This is a genomic window from Mucilaginibacter sp. P4_E8 (genome assembly GCF_056401495.1).
Genome location: NZ_JBFUJG010000060.1, coordinates 18,909 through 33,583 on the forward strand (window position 1 = coordinate 18,909; position 14,675 = coordinate 33,583).

18 protein-coding genes and 1 tRNA gene are annotated in these 14,675 nt (G+C 41.9%); 10 read left to right on the forward strand and 9 right to left on the reverse strand.

What is annotated here, in order from left to right:
* Positions 1 to 218: 218 nt before the first annotated feature.
* The 6 genes from AC1DRQ_RS19135 (at position 219) to AC1DRQ_RS19160 (ending at position 3,704) form a co-directional block, all read left to right on the forward strand.
* Positions 219 to 524: an ArsR/SmtB family transcription factor gene (locus AC1DRQ_RS19135; protein ID WP_429400880.1), complete on the forward strand. Its 306-nt coding sequence runs from the start codon at positions 219 to 221 to the stop codon at positions 522 to 524.
* Between the two features lie 12 nt (positions 525 to 536).
* On the forward strand, positions 537 to 989 hold the full coding sequence (locus tag AC1DRQ_RS19140; RefSeq protein WP_477426380.1) for an SRPBCC family protein: 453 nt from the start codon (positions 537 to 539) through the stop codon (positions 987 to 989).
* Between the two features lie 91 nt (positions 990 to 1,080).
* Positions 1,081 to 1,575 (forward strand): SRPBCC domain-containing protein, encoded by a 495-nt coding sequence (locus AC1DRQ_RS19145; RefSeq protein ID WP_477426382.1) that lies wholly within the window; start codon positions 1,081 to 1,083, stop codon positions 1,573 to 1,575.
* A 52-nt stretch (positions 1,576 to 1,627) separates the two neighbouring features.
* Complete coding sequence (locus tag AC1DRQ_RS19150; RefSeq protein WP_477426384.1) at positions 1,628 to 2,104, forward strand: SRPBCC family protein; 477 nt, start codon at positions 1,628 to 1,630, stop codon at positions 2,102 to 2,104.
* Between the two features lie 68 nt (positions 2,105 to 2,172).
* Entirely contained in the window at positions 2,173 to 2,736 is a 564-nt protein-coding gene (locus AC1DRQ_RS19155) for a dihydrofolate reductase family protein (RefSeq protein WP_477426386.1), read from the forward strand.
* Between the two features lie 149 nt (positions 2,737 to 2,885).
* Positions 2,886 to 3,704: a hypothetical protein gene (locus tag AC1DRQ_RS19160; RefSeq protein WP_477426388.1), complete on the forward strand. Its 819-nt coding sequence runs from the start codon at positions 2,886 to 2,888 to the stop codon at positions 3,702 to 3,704.
* 89 nt (positions 3,705 to 3,793) lie between these two features.
* On the opposite strand, the gene AC1DRQ_RS19165 is transcribed toward AC1DRQ_RS19160, so the two are convergent.
* A tRNA-Asn gene (locus AC1DRQ_RS19165) sits at positions 3,794 to 3,870 on the reverse strand.
* Between the two features lie 85 nt (positions 3,871 to 3,955).
* On the opposite strand from AC1DRQ_RS19165, the gene AC1DRQ_RS19170 reads away from it, so the two are divergent.
* Complete coding sequence (locus tag AC1DRQ_RS19170) at positions 3,956 to 4,870, forward strand: PfkB family carbohydrate kinase (protein WP_477426390.1); 915 nt, start codon at positions 3,956 to 3,958, stop codon at positions 4,868 to 4,870.
* A 103-nt stretch (positions 4,871 to 4,973) separates the two neighbouring features.
* Here AC1DRQ_RS19170 and AC1DRQ_RS19175 read toward each other — a convergent pair whose 3' ends face one another.
* The 4 genes from AC1DRQ_RS19175 to AC1DRQ_RS19190 are packed head-to-tail and all read right to left on the reverse strand — an operon-like array spanning position 4,974 to position 7,277.
* Entirely contained in the window at positions 4,974 to 5,222 is a 249-nt protein-coding gene (locus AC1DRQ_RS19175) for a cytochrome b5 domain-containing protein (protein WP_477426392.1), read from the reverse strand.
* Positions 5,219 to 5,899, reverse strand: coding sequence for a lycopene cyclase domain-containing protein (locus AC1DRQ_RS19180; RefSeq protein ID WP_477426394.1), 681 nt, complete (start codon positions 5,897 to 5,899; stop codon positions 5,219 to 5,221). The genes AC1DRQ_RS19175 and AC1DRQ_RS19180 overlap by 4 nt, the downstream gene beginning before the upstream one ends.
* Positions 5,896 to 6,441: a hypothetical protein gene (locus tag AC1DRQ_RS19185; RefSeq protein ID WP_477426396.1), complete on the reverse strand. Its 546-nt coding sequence runs from the start codon at positions 6,439 to 6,441 to the stop codon at positions 5,896 to 5,898. Before AC1DRQ_RS19185 ends, AC1DRQ_RS19180 begins: the two co-directional genes overlap by 4 nt.
* On the reverse strand, positions 6,441 to 7,277 hold the full coding sequence (locus tag AC1DRQ_RS19190) for a phytoene/squalene synthase family protein (RefSeq protein ID WP_477426398.1): 837 nt from the start codon (positions 7,275 to 7,277) through the stop codon (positions 6,441 to 6,443). The genes AC1DRQ_RS19185 and AC1DRQ_RS19190 overlap by 1 nt, the downstream gene beginning before the upstream one ends.
* 96 nt (positions 7,278 to 7,373) lie before the next feature.
* Between AC1DRQ_RS19190 and AC1DRQ_RS19195 the strand changes: the two genes are divergently transcribed.
* Positions 7,374 to 8,852: a phytoene desaturase family protein gene (locus AC1DRQ_RS19195; RefSeq protein WP_477426400.1), complete on the forward strand. Its 1,479-nt coding sequence runs from the start codon at positions 7,374 to 7,376 to the stop codon at positions 8,850 to 8,852.
* A 4-nt stretch (positions 8,853 to 8,856) separates the two neighbouring features.
* Here AC1DRQ_RS19195 and AC1DRQ_RS19200 read toward each other — a convergent pair whose 3' ends face one another.
* The 4 genes from AC1DRQ_RS19200 to carA form a co-directional block, all read right to left on the reverse strand.
* On the reverse strand, positions 8,857 to 9,183 hold the full coding sequence (locus tag AC1DRQ_RS19200) for a DUF6686 family protein (protein WP_477426402.1): 327 nt from the start codon (positions 9,181 to 9,183) through the stop codon (positions 8,857 to 8,859).
* Positions 9,184 to 9,265: 82 nt separating this feature from the next.
* On the reverse strand, positions 9,266 to 10,189 hold the full coding sequence (locus tag AC1DRQ_RS19205; RefSeq protein ID WP_477426404.1) for a DUF6607 family protein: 924 nt from the start codon (positions 10,187 to 10,189) through the stop codon (positions 9,266 to 9,268).
* 103 nt (positions 10,190 to 10,292) lie between these two features.
* Positions 10,293 to 10,706, reverse strand: coding sequence for a hypothetical protein (locus AC1DRQ_RS19210; protein WP_477426406.1), 414 nt, complete (start codon positions 10,704 to 10,706; stop codon positions 10,293 to 10,295).
* Positions 10,707 to 11,534: 828 nt separating this feature from the next.
* A complete protein-coding gene (carA, locus tag AC1DRQ_RS19215; RefSeq protein WP_477426408.1) occupies positions 11,535 to 12,635 on the reverse strand; it encodes a glutamine-hydrolyzing carbamoyl-phosphate synthase small subunit in 1,101 nt (366 codons plus the stop codon).
* Between the two features lie 276 nt (positions 12,636 to 12,911).
* Between carA and panB the strand changes: the two genes are divergently transcribed.
* Positions 12,912 to 13,727, forward strand: a complete 816-nt coding sequence (gene panB, locus AC1DRQ_RS19220) for a 3-methyl-2-oxobutanoate hydroxymethyltransferase (protein WP_477426409.1) — start codon at positions 12,912 to 12,914, stop codon at positions 13,725 to 13,727.
* Between the two features lie 145 nt (positions 13,728 to 13,872).
* A complete protein-coding gene (locus tag AC1DRQ_RS19225; protein WP_477426410.1) occupies positions 13,873 to 14,598 on the forward strand; it encodes an RluA family pseudouridine synthase in 726 nt (241 codons plus the stop codon).
* Positions 14,599 to 14,675 lie beyond the last annotated feature (77 nt).

Here is a 14,675-nt window from a genome sequence, read left to right on the forward strand (position 1 = left end):
TTTTTTTACGCAAATCACCCTTATTTTGCCTCGCCATCCAACAGCAGGGTAATATTTAAGGAACTTCATGATCTTAAAGGGTTTATGTCCGCAAACTAAATAAGGATCACTTTTATACTTCCTGCTCACATTTATTATATCACTCCAAATATTTTAAAAAAAATTTGCGCAGTTGATTAACTGCATTTATATTTGCAGTCAATCAACTGCATGTTTATATGAGACGAGATATTTTCCAGGCCATTGCCGACCCTACGCGCAGGGCCATTTTGGGTTTACTTGCACTGGGCGCTATGACACCCAATGCTGTCGCAGAACACTTTGAAAGTACCAGGCAAACAATATCAAAGCATATCCAGATCCTAACAGAATGCGAAGTATTGATACAGAAGAAGACTGGTAGAGAAATTTATTATCACTTTAACCCCGAAAAAATGAAAGAGATTGATATTTGGCTGGAACGCTTCCGCAAGTTATGGGAGACCCGTTTTGACCAGTTAGACAACCTGTTAAATGACTTATAAACTTAAACAATCATGACAAATCATTTTGTTTTCGAAACAGACCTTGCCGCTAAAAAATTTCACGTAGTACGCGAATTTAACGCGCCAATTGAAAAAGTATGGAAAGCCTGGACTGACCCTGACCTGCTTGAAAAATGGTGGGGATCGAAGCCATGGGTAGCCATAACCAAATCGATGGACTTTACAGTAGGCGGCGTCTGGCTGTATTCTATGGTAGGTCCGGAAGGCCAGAAGCACCCGAGCCAGGCAAAGTTTACCGTTATTGAAAATGGCAGCCGTTTCGCGGCTGATACTGGGGTAGGCCACTGGGACAACAAATTTGTAGCCGTGGGCGATAAAACCAAAGTCGCGATAGATATCAGTTTCGATGATGAAGCAACCGTGAAAATGATGGTGGAAATGGGTTTTGAAAGCGGCACTGCCATGAGCCTTAACCAGCTGAATGAGTTGCTGGCTTCGGAATAATTCCAATTTCTTCTTTATACTGTTTAGGCAACTTCGGTACTGTGTTGAACTTCGTTTAAATAGTATAAATCACTTATAAAACTAAACGATCATGCCAAACAATTTTGTATTCGAACCAGACCTGGCCGCTAAAAAGATTCACATATCACGCGAATTTAACGCGCCAATTGAAAAAGTATGGAAAGCCCACACAAACCCCGACCTGCTTGATAAATGGGTGGGGCCGAAACCATGGACAGCTGTAACCAAAACATGGGATTTTACCATTGGTGGAATATGGCTGTATGCCATGGTTAGCCCTGAAGGTCAGAAACAATGGGTCTATGCTGAATTTACTGCAATAGAAAATGGCAGCGCTTTTTCATCAACAGGTATGTTTTGTGATGGCGATGGCAACCCGGTTCTTAGTGGGCCAAAATCATACCGGGATACTAAATTCTCATCCATTGACGGTAATAGAACGAAGGTCGATATGGTGATCACCTTTGAGGAAGAAGCCACAATAAAAATGTTCGTCGAAGGAGGCTTTAAAGAAGGCACTACCATGAGCCTTAACCAGCTGGATGAGTTACTGGCTTCGGAATAGATTTTGACCTGTTAAACAACCTTTTAGATAACCTTTAAAATAAAAACACAACATGATCAGCATCAGCAAAGACACCGCGAACAAAACAATGCACATTGTGCGGGAATTTAATGCGCCGCGCCAAAAGGTATGGAGCGCCTGGACAGAAAGTAATATATTGGATCAATGGTGGGGCCCCAAACCATGGCACGTCGAAACCAAAACAATGGACTTTAAAAATGGCGGCCATTGGTTATACGCCATGATAGGCCCTGAAGGTGAAACGCATTGGAGTATATGCACCTACCACGCCATTGATGCGCCGAACAGCTTTAAGTCTACTACTAAATTCAGTGATGAGAATGGCAATCCCATAGATGATGATGTCCCTTCATATTGGCTGGTGGAAATGAGCGAGAACAACGGCGTTACTACCGTAAACGTAACCCTCACCTTCGCTGATACCGCCGGGTTGGAGCAACTGGTAAGCATGGGCTTCGAGGGAGGCTTTACCATCTGCCTTAACCAACTGGAAGAGTTACTGGGATAATCATTTCGTTAACTCATTTGCAGATATTGGTGATAAAGAAACCTAATTTACTTTTAAAAACAATTTCCATGAGAAAATTAAAATTACAGATGCATATGACCATTGATGGCTTTGTAGCCGGGCCAAATGGCGAAAATGACTGGGTGTTTCTGGCCGGTCCGGATGAAGCCGGTTTCCAGAAAATAATTGAGTTGGCCGACAGCAGCGATACTCTTTTGCTGGGACGCAAATTGGCCACAGAGTTTCCCGCCTACTGGGAAAATATGGCAGATAATATGCCTGATAACCCGGCACACCCTTTGGCGCAACTGATCGTAAATATGCGCAAGATCGTTTTCAGCAAAACAGAAACAGCCATTGCCGGCAGGAATGTGGAAGTAGAAAACGGCGACCTGGCTACCGCAGTACAGGCGCTGAAAGAACAACCGGGCAAGGATATTCTTGTTTATGGCGGCGTCAATTTTGTAAGCTCGCTCATAAGCCTCAACCTTATTGATGAATATTATATCATCATTGCCCCTGTAGCCATTGGTGCCGGACTTTCCATTTTTAAGGAAAGGAAAATACTGAAATTAGAAAGTTCAATAGCTTACAAACACGGGAAAGTACTCAATAAATACCTGCCGGTATAGGTGGGGTGTATTTGCGCCGCAGTCGCTCGGCTGGAGCCGAGCGACTGCGTGGATTGAAATTTTGAAAGTTTTTTTTCAATTTTTACCCCGTCCATACCCGGGGGCTTTTTTATATTATAGATAATTGATCTTTTTTATTAGCATTCACAATGAAAAACTTTTACACCTCAACACTTCTATTAATAACTTCCTTTTGCCTGCTAAGTACCAATGCGAAATGTGATCATATTTGGGTGAATGGAACTAAAATGAATGTGGTATCGAGAAGCCCGTTCGATAAATACTCCGACATTACGAAACTAAGCGAGCTATTAAAGGACTATGGTACCCAATGTACTGAAGATAATTGCCAATTTGATGCCGAATGGAAAATCATCAACCATCAACTTTTATTGGTACAGATACATAGTTGCGCTTGCAACGAAAAACAACAAACAGCCGATTTAGCTAAGCTATTTAAAGGGAGGTTAAAAAATGGCATGTTAAAAGCAGGCTGGTTTACCGGGAAGATTTGGCTTACAAATGACAGACCTTTGACTTGGTTTTGCTTGGTTTGCCCGGTTTGGGCACGCGAAACGTGTATCACCGTAGCAAATGGCATGGTAACAAATATTGAAGACGTGATTTATCCTCAATCTCCCGATCCTAATAAAATAAAAACCATCGACTCCTTAACTAATTTAATCTATTCCCATATCCATTGGGATGAACTGCGAAATCTTAATCAGCAAACCGGCCATGTTATGTTAAGTTTYAGCAGTGACTCAGCTGGCAAACCATTTAATATCAGAACTTTTGCTAATAATGCTCAAGTTGACTCTACTTGGGTTATTGAAGTCAGAAAAGCGATAGGCCGGTTCAAATGGCCGCTTTACTTCTTACATGGGATAGCGAGCAATCCTTATTGGTCAATCGATCTAAAATTCAATAAAGAACAACAGGAAGCATTTAGCAAAAAGCAGAATTAAGAAAACTTAGTTCAGCCTTTGGGTGTTATCACCGCACCACTAATCAAAAACTAAGGCATAAAAAAAGCCCCGCGGACGTGCGGGGCTTGTGGCTCCTGAGGCTGGGCTCGAACCAGCGACCCTCTGATTAACAGTCAGATGCTCTAACCAGCTGAGCTACTCAGGACTATTTTCCGTTTGGAGTGGTGCAAAAGTATAATTTCTGCGTTAATTTCACAATATTTGCGAAAAAAAAATTAAAAATATTTTACATGAGTTTGTTAGTTATTGGTACTGTGGCATTTGACGCTATTGAAACACCCTTCGGAAAGACAGATAAAATTGTTGGTGGGTCTGCAACCTTTGCAAGTTTAGGCGCATCTTACTTTTATGACCATATAAAAATCGTTGCTGTGGTTGGCGACGACTTTCCGCAAAGCGAGATTGAAGACCTTCAAAAACACCATATTAATACCGAAGGCCTCCAGATAAAGCAGGATGAGAAGTCGTTTTTTTGGAGCGGCAGGTATCATAATGATATGAACAGCCGTGATACCCTGATTACTGAACTTAATGTTTTAGAAGCTTTTGACCCCATCATTCCCGATTCATACCAGGATTGCGAATACCTGATGCTGGGTAATTTATCGCCACAGGTACAACAAACGGTTATACAGCGTTTAACCAAGCGCCCTAAGCTCATTGTAATGGATACGATGAACTTTTGGATGGACATTGCCCTTGACGAACTGCTTGCTACTATAAAGCTGGTTGATGTGTTAACTATTAACGATGCCGAAGCCCGTCAGCTATCAGGAGAGTTCTCCCTGGTTAAGGCTGCCCGTAAAATATTAACCATGGGACCAAAGTATGTTATCATTAAAAAAGGCGAACATGGTGCACTATTATTCCATGAGGATAAAATATTCAGCGCCCCTGCCCTTCCACTTGCCGAAGTGTTTGACCCTACAGGAGCCGGCGATACATTTGCCGGGGGATTTATTGGCTACCTGGCCAAAGTTGGCACTGTGAGTTTTGATAACATGAAAAACGCCATCATATTTGGCTCAGCACTGGCATCATTCTGCGTTGAAAAATTTGGCTCCGAAAAACTAAGGAACCTGTCACAGCAAGAAATTGCTGCCCGTGTACAGGAATTTGTAGGATTGGCCAAGTTTGAACTATAGGCCTCACCCAACCCTCTCCTAAAGGAGAGGGCTTTTGATTTGCATAGTTTACCTTAAGGAGCCGGACAAAACAAAGTCGGGCTTATTATTAAATCCTCCCCCTTCAGGGGGTCGGGGGGCTTAATCTCCCTATTGCCTTAAACCTTTCAAATACACTTTCAGTATGCGGGGCATCAACCAGCTCATGGGTAAGGTCCTGCCCGGCCCAGTGTTCATAGTGTTTGCCGTTTTTCCATAAGCGGCTTTCACTCACATCGTAAATTATGCCTTTATAGGCAACCCATATCTGTGGCTTGTCCTGCCCGTTGCGTAAGGCCAGCTGCCCCTTGGTATATTCCGGTAATTGGCTCACAGTGGTTTATTTTTTGCTTTAAAATACTCAAAAAAACCAATGTTCATGATCAGCAAAGCCATTAAATAAAAATGATCTTCTATCGGGATAGTTCCAATTCGCTTACCCATGTTTTCGCTATTATTATACATTACTATAGGTATAGAGGTCAATATACCATTCACCATGTAAAAAGGGATAAGTGCCACCAGGTAAGCCATGTAGTACCGGTTAAGCCAGCTTACCTTAAATATATATTGCAGTAACAGCATTAATACCAGCAATAAACTAAATGTAATAGCCGGATATATCCGGTCGTAATGAAAAATTAGCACAAGGATACACAGCATAATAATCAGGTTGCTGATCATTCGGGTTAGCCGGTTATCAATTTGCCATTTGATATAATAATTAAGGCAGGCATAAATAAAAATGCAGGCAAATGGCACAGTTAAAAAAAACAATATTTCCTCAAGCGGGAGCCCGAAGAAATTTATACCAAGGATATAATGCGGGTTAAAGGACCATACGCCTTTTACAGTAAACAGTACATCCCAAAACAAAAAGAACAAACCCGTTATACCCATACCCGGCCAAATGAATTTCCAGGTTTTATAAAAATGCACCTTTTTATCAAACGATAATACAACGGGAAAAAACACCGTGAGTATATTGATAAGCAAATAGGTGTATCTCACTTTAATGTGGCTAAAAGTTTGTTCAGTTCTTCAACCTGGTTAGGTGTACATCTTCTGGAATTGGCCAGATATTTAATGATCTCAATAGTCAATACCCTATCGGCCGTACCATAATTTCTTTTATTGAGCTGATTTATGATCGCCTCACTATCGGGGGCTAAGTTTTTTTTATAACCTAAAAAGCCGGGCACACTATCTTCTACAGAAAAACGCATAAACCTGATCTCTATATTCTGCGGATCGGCTGCTATAGCCTTTTCAAATGTTTTCTCACAGTTGTTTATATACTTTATCTTGGAGTATGGATTCCAGGCGTGTTTAGCTTTCAATGCTTGCAAACCTGCTATAAAACCATCAATAATAGCGGTCCGGTTCTTTATCCCGTTCAGACTCTTATACAGCGAATCGGTGGTTTTACTGTCGTTAATGGCCTCTCGTAAGTGCTGGCGTATAGTTTTCAAATTAGGCTCATCGGCCTTTACGTTTTGTATAATAAACAACTGTAAAAATATACTTGCTATAAAAAAAACACACTTTCTCATCAAATCACATTCAATTTTTGTTGTAAAACAGCTTTAACGTATAAACCTATTTTGCAGGTATTGGAAATACGTATTCTTTTTTGCAGGATAACACTTGCTGGTGTATAACTTATTTTTTTGAACAACTGCCGGTAATATATGTAAGCTATATAAACACCCAGCCGCGTTGCACGTGGCAGGCGTTTTATACCTTTAAACGCATTGTCGAAATCAATTTTTATATCGGCTTCTATATTCCGTTTATCCTGTTCGGTAAAATTATTAAAATCAATATGGGGGAAATAGGTACGACCACGCTCCTCATAGTCGGCTTTTACATCCCGTAAAAAATTTATTTTCTGAAAAGCAGCGCCTAAACTGCGCGCTTGTGGTAATAACTCCTGATACAGCTTATCATCATTATCAGTAAAAACATGCAGGCACATCAAACCTATCGCCTCTGCCGAGCCATAGATGTAGGTTTTATAACAAGCATCGTCATAGGCTTTTTTATCAAGATCCATCTCCATTGATCGCAGAAAAGCATCTATCAATTCATGATCTATCCTATATCTGTTCACCACCTGTTGAAATGCATGAATAACCGGATTCAGGCTGATAAGTTCACCAATAGCCTTAAATGTTTCTTTTCTAAAATCACTGATCAGCTGTAATTTATCGTGTTCATGAAAGGTGTCAACTATTTCATCGGCATACCTCACAAACCCATAAATAGCGTAAATGGGGTAACGGTATTCTTTACCAAAAGCCTTTATCCCTAAACTAAATGATGTACTATACTTATTGGTTATTAATTTACTGCATTCAAAACAGGTTTCGTCGTACAGATTTATCATTTACACTCGCGCTTGTTTTCAAAAGTACAAATTCAAACCGTTATTGTTTTTTATCACCACAAAACAATTTGCTTAACTTGGGCTTCACATATCTACATGAACGGCGACAAGCATATCATCATTATAGGAGCAGGTTTTGCAGGTTTATCTGCAGCTTGTGTGTTGGCAAAAGCAGGGTTTAAAGTTACGGTGCTTGAAAAGAATGATCAGCCCGGCGGCAGGGCAAGGGTTTGGGAACAGGATGGCTTTAAGTTTGACATGGGCCCCAGCTGGTATTGGATGCCCGATGTGTTCGAAAATTTCTTTGCCTTGTTTGGCAAAAAGCCTGCTGACTATTATAAACTGGAAAGGTTAGATCCCGGATACCGAATTTATTATGGCCCCAATGATATGATGGATATCCCCGCAGGCATGGATAAACTGGAAGCGCTTTTTGAAAAAACAGAACCGGGCAGCAGCGCCGGATTAAAGGAATTTTTAAAGCAGGCAGCCTATAAATATAAGGTTGGCATGGGCGAATATGTGTTTCGCCCCTCGCACTCCATTACCGAGTTTATCGACTTTAACCTGATAAAAAAAAGCCTGAGCATGCAGTTGCTAAGCAGCATGAGCAAGCATGTACGCCAGTATTTTAAAAACCCTAAACTGATAAAGCTACTGGAGTTCCCCGTACTTTTTTTAGGTGCTACACCACAAGATACCCCCGCCATGTATAGCATGATGAACTATGCCGATCTGGTCCTGGGCACCTGGTATCCGCAGGGTGGAATGAATGAAATTGTGAAGGCCATGGTTAGCCTTGCTAAGGAATTGGGTGTTGATATCAAATTGAACACAGAAGTGACCAAAATTGACATAAAAGAGCAATTAATAAGCAATATTATGACCAATAAAGGCATTTTTCAGGCCGATTTTGTGATCTCCGGGGCCGATTATGAGCATATTGACCAGCATTTGTTGGATAAAAAGCACCAAAATTACACGGAAAAGTACTGGAATAGTCGCACTATGTCGCCATCGAGCTTGCTGTTTTATATCGGTACCAATAAAAAGGTGGAGGGCATAAAACACCACAATTTATTTTTTGATGAAGATTTTGAGCTGCACGCCAAAGAAATATATACTACACCAAAATGGCCTACCAGTCCGCTGTTTTATGTTTCGTGTACCTCAAAAACAGATAAGAGCGTAGCACCCGAAGGCGGCGAAAACCTTTTTTTCCTGATGCCCATAGCGCCGGGTCTGCATGATGATGAAAGTATCCGCGAAAAGTATTTCGACCTGATGCTCAACAGGTTTAAGCACATTACCGGACAAGACATCCGAGATTCCATTGTGGTTAAACGCAGCTACGCGCTTAATGATTTTAAAACTGATTATCACTCTTTTAAAGGCAATGCTTATGGGTTGGCTAATACTTTGGCGCAAACCGCGTTTTTTAAACCGGCCATGCGGGCCAGGCATATTAAAAACATGCTGTACACCGGCCAGCTAACAGTGCCTGGGCCGGGAGTTCCGCCGGCTATTATATCCGGGCAAATTGCAGCTCAGGAGGCAATGAAAAGTTTAAAATAAAGCTTTATTCATTATCATACATGAGCGAATATATCTCCTGCATATAAATGGCTTCGTCCATAGCTGCATGAAAATCTTCCCACTCCTCTGTAGTAAAAGTAAGCTGTACATCATTAACCGGAGTACGCATCACCAGGCGGTCCTGTCCGTCAGGAAAGGTGTGGGAATGTTCGGCAAAATCAAGCTCAACCGTAAAATCCCGGAACTGGATAAATTGCTCGGGCGAAAAACTCAGGATCAGGTTATTATTCCAGATGAAGATACAGCGGCACTCTGAGCACCGGCTAATAACCGATGCCCCCGCCTGACTTATGACTTTTGAATCGCACATGATAATGTAATTTAGTTGGTGCCTGCCCGGCGCGCAAAGCTATCGCACCGCAGCATTTGCTCAGGAGCAGGACTTTATATTTTTAAACTGTTTTTTCCAGGTAATTGGCTATTACTTTGCGGGCTGCCGCCTTACTTTTCTCTGCATCCCATTTTTCTTTTACCGATTGATCGGCCATTTCAAAGAGCCGCTCAAATAGTAGTTTGCCATCTACTTTTCCTTTTAATTGGAGTGTGGCAGGGGCGGCGTATACTTCGTCCCACACCTGCCGAACGGCTGTCCAGTAAGGTTGTTGTTGTTTCCACCAGTCTTTGGCAAAAGCAAATTTAGCTTCATCGGCACGGGTAAATTCTTCATAACCTTTCTCTTTGGCCAGCAGCTTATCGCCATCAGCAGTTCTGATGATCTTTTGGTTATCCTGCTCATACATCCAGCCATTGGCGGTTAAATACACCCGGTTGCCCCGGCGCAGCACATTATAATCGCTCCGTTTGGTAAATTCCCTGCGGGGCAGCGGCGAGTCGCACTCGCTTTGCCATTGGTGGCGGCCATCAACATGCAACCAGGTACCAATACTCTCATACCGCGGACTATCATCAACCTGGAAAACCTTTTGTACCCAGCGGCCTTTGGTTTCGGCCGGGGTAAGCTTTGTTTTTTTCCAGGTATTGCTTTTATCAAAGCTTAGTATGTTTTGTTCTTCATATACCCAGTCCTCGCGCCAGTGCTTGATCACCGAACTATCGCCGGTTACCAGTATATGCTGAATCACTATCTTTTTTGGCGTTTCCTGTTCAACAACCGCCCATTCGTATCCATAGGCATGATATTGAAGATGATTACGGTAAGCTGTATCGGGCGAAAAGGTTTCAGCATAATCAAAAGTAACTTTGTAAAAACCACCGAGCGCCAGTATGGCTGCCCTGTCCTGCTCCAGTTTACTTTGCGCTTTTGTTGCCGCCTGTGAAGCGATGAGCAGTATGATGAGACCGAGGACTTTTTTCATAGATACCAAGTTTTGAACAAACCTTATCGATTGAACAAGAGCAAAGTAATGTCTTATTTAGAATAAATCCAAATAAAAATAAAAAAAGCTTATTTACAGGCAGTTATTGAGATAACATTTGAGTTAGCGTATTAAACCATTCTTTATCATGGGTATATACACCATTAACATCAATGATGAGATAAATACATTTAGTTTCAAAAGCAGTAATATAATATCCTATCCTTAAAGGCTGCCAAAGCATACCCATGCTTTTTACTRCCGTAATTGGGAAAAGATCATCAAAACCAATGTACAACTGCTTCATATCACTGAGTGGTATCGTCAGGTCCTCATCATCATTTATTCCTTCGATGATCAGTGCTGTAGTACTTAAAGCTATATTACCCTGATGATGTTGCAACGCTTGCACTCCGGATACCATGCCAGCCAGTATCTTACGGCTTGCCGATATTTCGGCCATTTCATGATCATAGCTCCATTTAACGGTTCCTTGTAATAAAAACTGTGTTGCCATAGGATTTGTAAAGTTTAAGGAAAGTTATCAAAGTTTAGGGTAATAAAAAAGCCTTTCAAGACCTCAGGGTCCCTTTCAGGAGACCCTGATGGGGACACAAATAAAAAAAGCTTATTTATAGGGTATTTAATATCGCGTGTATAAGCCCCTCCCTGCCATTACACAATCCGCCGCACCCCTCCCGTGGGGAGGGAATATAATGAGGAGATTAGAATCATCAGAAAAACTTACAGTGAAAACACCGGCCAAAGGCTTGCACAAGTAAGCAAGTCATGCCGAATTTATTTCGGCATCCCACGCGCTTAGTTGACTTGCCGGGGTGTCCATTCGTCCTGTGAGGTGCTGAAACAAGTTCAGCATGACTTGTTTTATAAATTTAAAGCCTGTGTCAGCCTCGCCTCTCGAAGCGTTGCACGAGTGGCATTCGCCCACGGGTTTTCGACAAATTTAGAATAATAAAAAGGCCTTTCGTCTCCCAGGTGTGCTTTCAGGAGCCCTTAAAACATAAGCATGCCTGCTCCGTTAGGAGCTACCCATTTGTAGCATTCATTATCCAATATTTTTATGCCTCGGAGAGGCTACCCTTACAAAGCAGTTATTACCTGCTAATTCAGGGTTGCACCTACGGAGCAAAAGGTGTTTTATACATATAAGCTACAAACGGGTAGCTCCTAACGGAGCATATAACTAAACAAAATGCTGATACATCTAATCTGATTAAATTGAAGTTTCAAAGAGGAGTTATTTATTGGGAGTAAATTAAAAAGCCTTTCAAGTTTAAAACTTGAAAGACTTTTTTTATCTGCACATCTGAAATATGCACATTTACTACGACATCAATTTGATAAAATCATCAAACAGATACCTGGAATCATGCGGACCTGGTGATGATTCGGGGTGATATTGTACCGAGAATGCTTTTTTGTCTTTTACACGGATGCCTTCTATCGATTGATCGTTCAGGTTCACGTGGGTGATCTCTACCTTTTCAGAGGCACGCACTGCCTCAGGCACCACGCCAAAACCGTGATTTTGAGAGGTTACCTCACAATGGTTGATGATAATATTTTTAACCGGGTGGTTCAATCCGCGGTGACCGTTAAACATTTTTTTAGTTGGGATATCGTTAGCCAAAGCCAGTAACTGGTGACCTAAACAAATCCCGAACATGGGTTTATCAGCAGCAAGGATAGATTTTACCGTTTCAACAGCATAAGGCATGGCAGATGGATCGCCGGGACCATTTGATATGAAGTAACCGGTTGGTGCAAAATCCTTTTCCATTTCTTCAAAAGAGGTTTTTGCCGGGAAAACTTTAGCATACACATCGCGTTTGTCAAAATTACGCAGGATGTTTTTCTTAACACCAAGGTCAAGCACAGCTACGCGGTAAGCAGCATTTTCTTCGCCAAAAGTATAAGTTTCAGTAGTTGATACTTTTGATGATAGTTCCAGCCCATCCATTGACGGTACTTCGGCCAGTTTAGCTTTCAATACCTCGATATCCAATATCTCAGATGAAATGATCGCGTTCATGGCACCCTTATCGCGGATATGGCGAACAAGCTGACGCGTATCTATATCAGATATACCTACCAGGTTTTGCGACTGGAAATAATCTTGTATCGATTCGTTGGCCTGTTTGCGGCTGTAAGCAATGTTATAGTTTTTACAAACCAACCCTGCAATTTGAATATTGCCCGATTCAACTTCGTCATCTGCAATACCATAATTGCCTATATGGGCATTGGTGGCAACCATAATTTGGCCAAAGTATGAAGGATCTGTAAAAATTTCCTGATAGCCGGTCATGCCGGTGTTAAAGCAGATCTCGCCAGAGGTAGTACCTATTTTTCCTGCCGCTTTACCGTAAAAAACGGTTCCATCGTCAAGTAGCAGCACAGCCGGTAATTTGGTGAAGTAGGTCATTTATTAAAAAAATTGAATGGATTATTAAATCGGATCGCCTGGTTCAAAGCCCCGTGAAAACTGATAGAAATATTGAAGTAAGGAACTTCCTGATTCACGGCGCAAAAATATGGTTTTATTTCGAATTTCGAAAGTGGGATTTCGGATTTATTTGATTTATGTATTTGCAGCATTCAAATATTTCTGATTAAAAAAATCAGAAATCGAACATCAAAATTCCGAAATGATTTATTTATACATTTGCAGTGCCAATGCTAAAGGCTTAAATATTTATCGATGTCAGTAAATAAAGAAGTTAAAAGGATCACTACGCATACCGTGCAGGAAATGAAGAACCGTGGCGAAAAGATAGCCATGCTTACAGCCTATGATTATTCCATGGCGACTATTGTTGACGATGCCGGTATGGACATCATACTGGTAGGCGACTCGGCTTCGAATGTGATGGCAGGTCATGAAACCACCCTGCCCATAACACTTGATCAAATGATATACCATGCATCATCTGTAGTGCGTGCTGCAAAACGCGCGCTGGTGGTGGTCGATCTGCCTTTCGGATCATACCAGGGTAACTCCAAAGAAGCTTTGAACTCTGCCATCCGTATCATGAAGGAAGCAGGGGCCCATGGCGTTAAAATGGAGGGTGGTATAGAAATTGCCGAATCAATAACCCGGATACTTACTGCCGGCATACCGGTTATGGGGCATTTGGGTTTAACCCCGCAATCTATTTATAAATTTGGCACTTATACCGTACGTGCCAAGCACGAAGCCGAGGCCCAGAAATTAAGAGAAGATGCCCTTAAACTACAGGAACTGGGATGCTTTGCCATTGTGGTTGAAAAAATACCTGCCCAGCTGGCCAAAGAAGTTACAGAAAGTGTGCAAATACCTATCATAGGTATAGGTGCCGGGCAGCATTGTGACGGCCAGGTTTTAGTGATCCATGATATGCTGGGCATTAACAAAGGTTTTAAACCCCGGTTTTTACGCCAGTATGCTAATTTATATGAGCAGATGAATGGGGCCATCAAAAACTATGTTGGCGATATAAAATCAAAAAGTTTCCCTAACGAACAGGAACAATATTAAATATTTGGGATTTCGGATGTGGGATTTGGGAATGTAGAGCTTTGATTATACAGCAATCGAATCAAAATAAATCCGAAATCGAAAATCCCAATTCCGAAATAAAAATAAATCCGAAATCGAACATCCGAATTCCGAAATAAAAGATATGGCCAGGCCTGAATTTAATTATACCAGTTACGATGTTACCGATAAGGATATCCTTTATGAGGATAACCACCTTATTGCGGTAAATAAGCGTGCGGGCGATATTGTACAGGTTGATGAAACCGGCGATGAGTCACTGGATGAAAAGGTTAAAAAATACATCGCAAAAAAATACAATAAACCCAACGGCGCTTTTTTAGGTGTGGTGCATAGGCTTGACAGGCCCGTGAGTGGGGTTATTCTGTTTGCTAAAACCAGCAAGGCTTTAGACAGGATAAATAAGATGTTTAAAAGCCGCGACATGCACAAAACCTATTATGCCGTTGTGCGCAAAAGACCATATCCCGAAGCCGGTACTTTAATTCACTGGCTGGTAAAAAACCCACAAAAAAATGTAACCAAAGCCCATGACAAAGAAGTACAAGGCAGCTTACGGGCCGAGCTGCATTATAAACTGGTTGGCGAGCTTAACGGTTATTATTTAATTGAGGTTGACCCCATAACCGGGCGTCCGCACCAGATCAGGGTGCAGTTATCAACCCTGGGCACTCCTATTGTAGGCGATAATAAATATGGCTATCCGCGCGGCAGCCTGCGTAAAAGCATTTGCCTGCATGCCCGCAGGCTAACCTTTATCCACCCGGTTAAAAACGAACCCATCGAAATTATGGCCCCCGTTCCGCAGGATGGTTTTTGGGAGAAGTTTGAGGAAATGATGATCGGGTAAGTGGTCGGTGTTATCACTATAGGTGTTCGGAAGAAATAAAAAGAAAGCTTGGGCCTAGTGCGATTCCTTCCTTGGGG

Coding starts and splice junctions, on each gene's coding strand:
- AC1DRQ_RS19135 (WP_429400880.1), top strand. CDS start 219: ATGAGACGAGATATTTTCCAGGCCATTGCCGACCCTACGCGCAGGGCC.
- AC1DRQ_RS19140 (WP_477426380.1), top strand. CDS start 537: ATGACAAATCATTTTGTTTTCGAAACAGACCTTGCCGCTAAAAAATTT.
- AC1DRQ_RS19145 (WP_477426382.1), top strand. CDS start 1,081: ATGCCAAACAATTTTGTATTCGAACCAGACCTGGCCGCTAAAAAGATT.
- AC1DRQ_RS19150 (WP_477426384.1), top strand. CDS start 1,628: ATGATCAGCATCAGCAAAGACACCGCGAACAAAACAATGCACATTGTG.
- AC1DRQ_RS19155 (WP_477426386.1), top strand. CDS start 2,173: ATGAGAAAATTAAAATTACAGATGCATATGACCATTGATGGCTTTGTA.
- AC1DRQ_RS19170 (WP_477426390.1), top strand. CDS start 3,956: ATGAGTTTGTTAGTTATTGGTACTGTGGCATTTGACGCTATTGAAACA.
- AC1DRQ_RS19185 (WP_477426396.1), bottom strand. CDS start 6,441: ATGAGAAAGTGTGTTTTTTTTATAGCAAGTATATTTTTACAGTTGTTT.
- AC1DRQ_RS19190 (WP_477426398.1), bottom strand. CDS start 7,277: ATGATAAATCTGTACGACGAAACCTGTTTTGAATGCAGTAAATTAATA.
- AC1DRQ_RS19195 (WP_477426400.1), top strand. CDS start 7,374: ATGAACGGCGACAAGCATATCATCATTATAGGAGCAGGTTTTGCAGGT.
- AC1DRQ_RS19200 (WP_477426402.1), bottom strand. CDS start 9,183: ATGTGCGATTCAAAAGTCATAAGTCAGGCGGGGGCATCGGTTATTAGC.
- AC1DRQ_RS19205 (WP_477426404.1), bottom strand. CDS start 10,189: ATGAAAAAAGTCCTCGGTCTCATCATACTGCTCATCGCTTCACAGGCG.
- carA (WP_477426408.1), bottom strand. CDS start 12,635: ATGACCTACTTCACCAAATTACCGGCTGTGCTGCTACTTGACGATGGA.
- panB (WP_477426409.1), top strand. CDS start 12,912: ATGTCAGTAAATAAAGAAGTTAAAAGGATCACTACGCATACCGTGCAG.
- AC1DRQ_RS19225 (WP_477426410.1), top strand. CDS start 13,873: ATGGCCAGGCCTGAATTTAATTATACCAGTTACGATGTTACCGATAAG.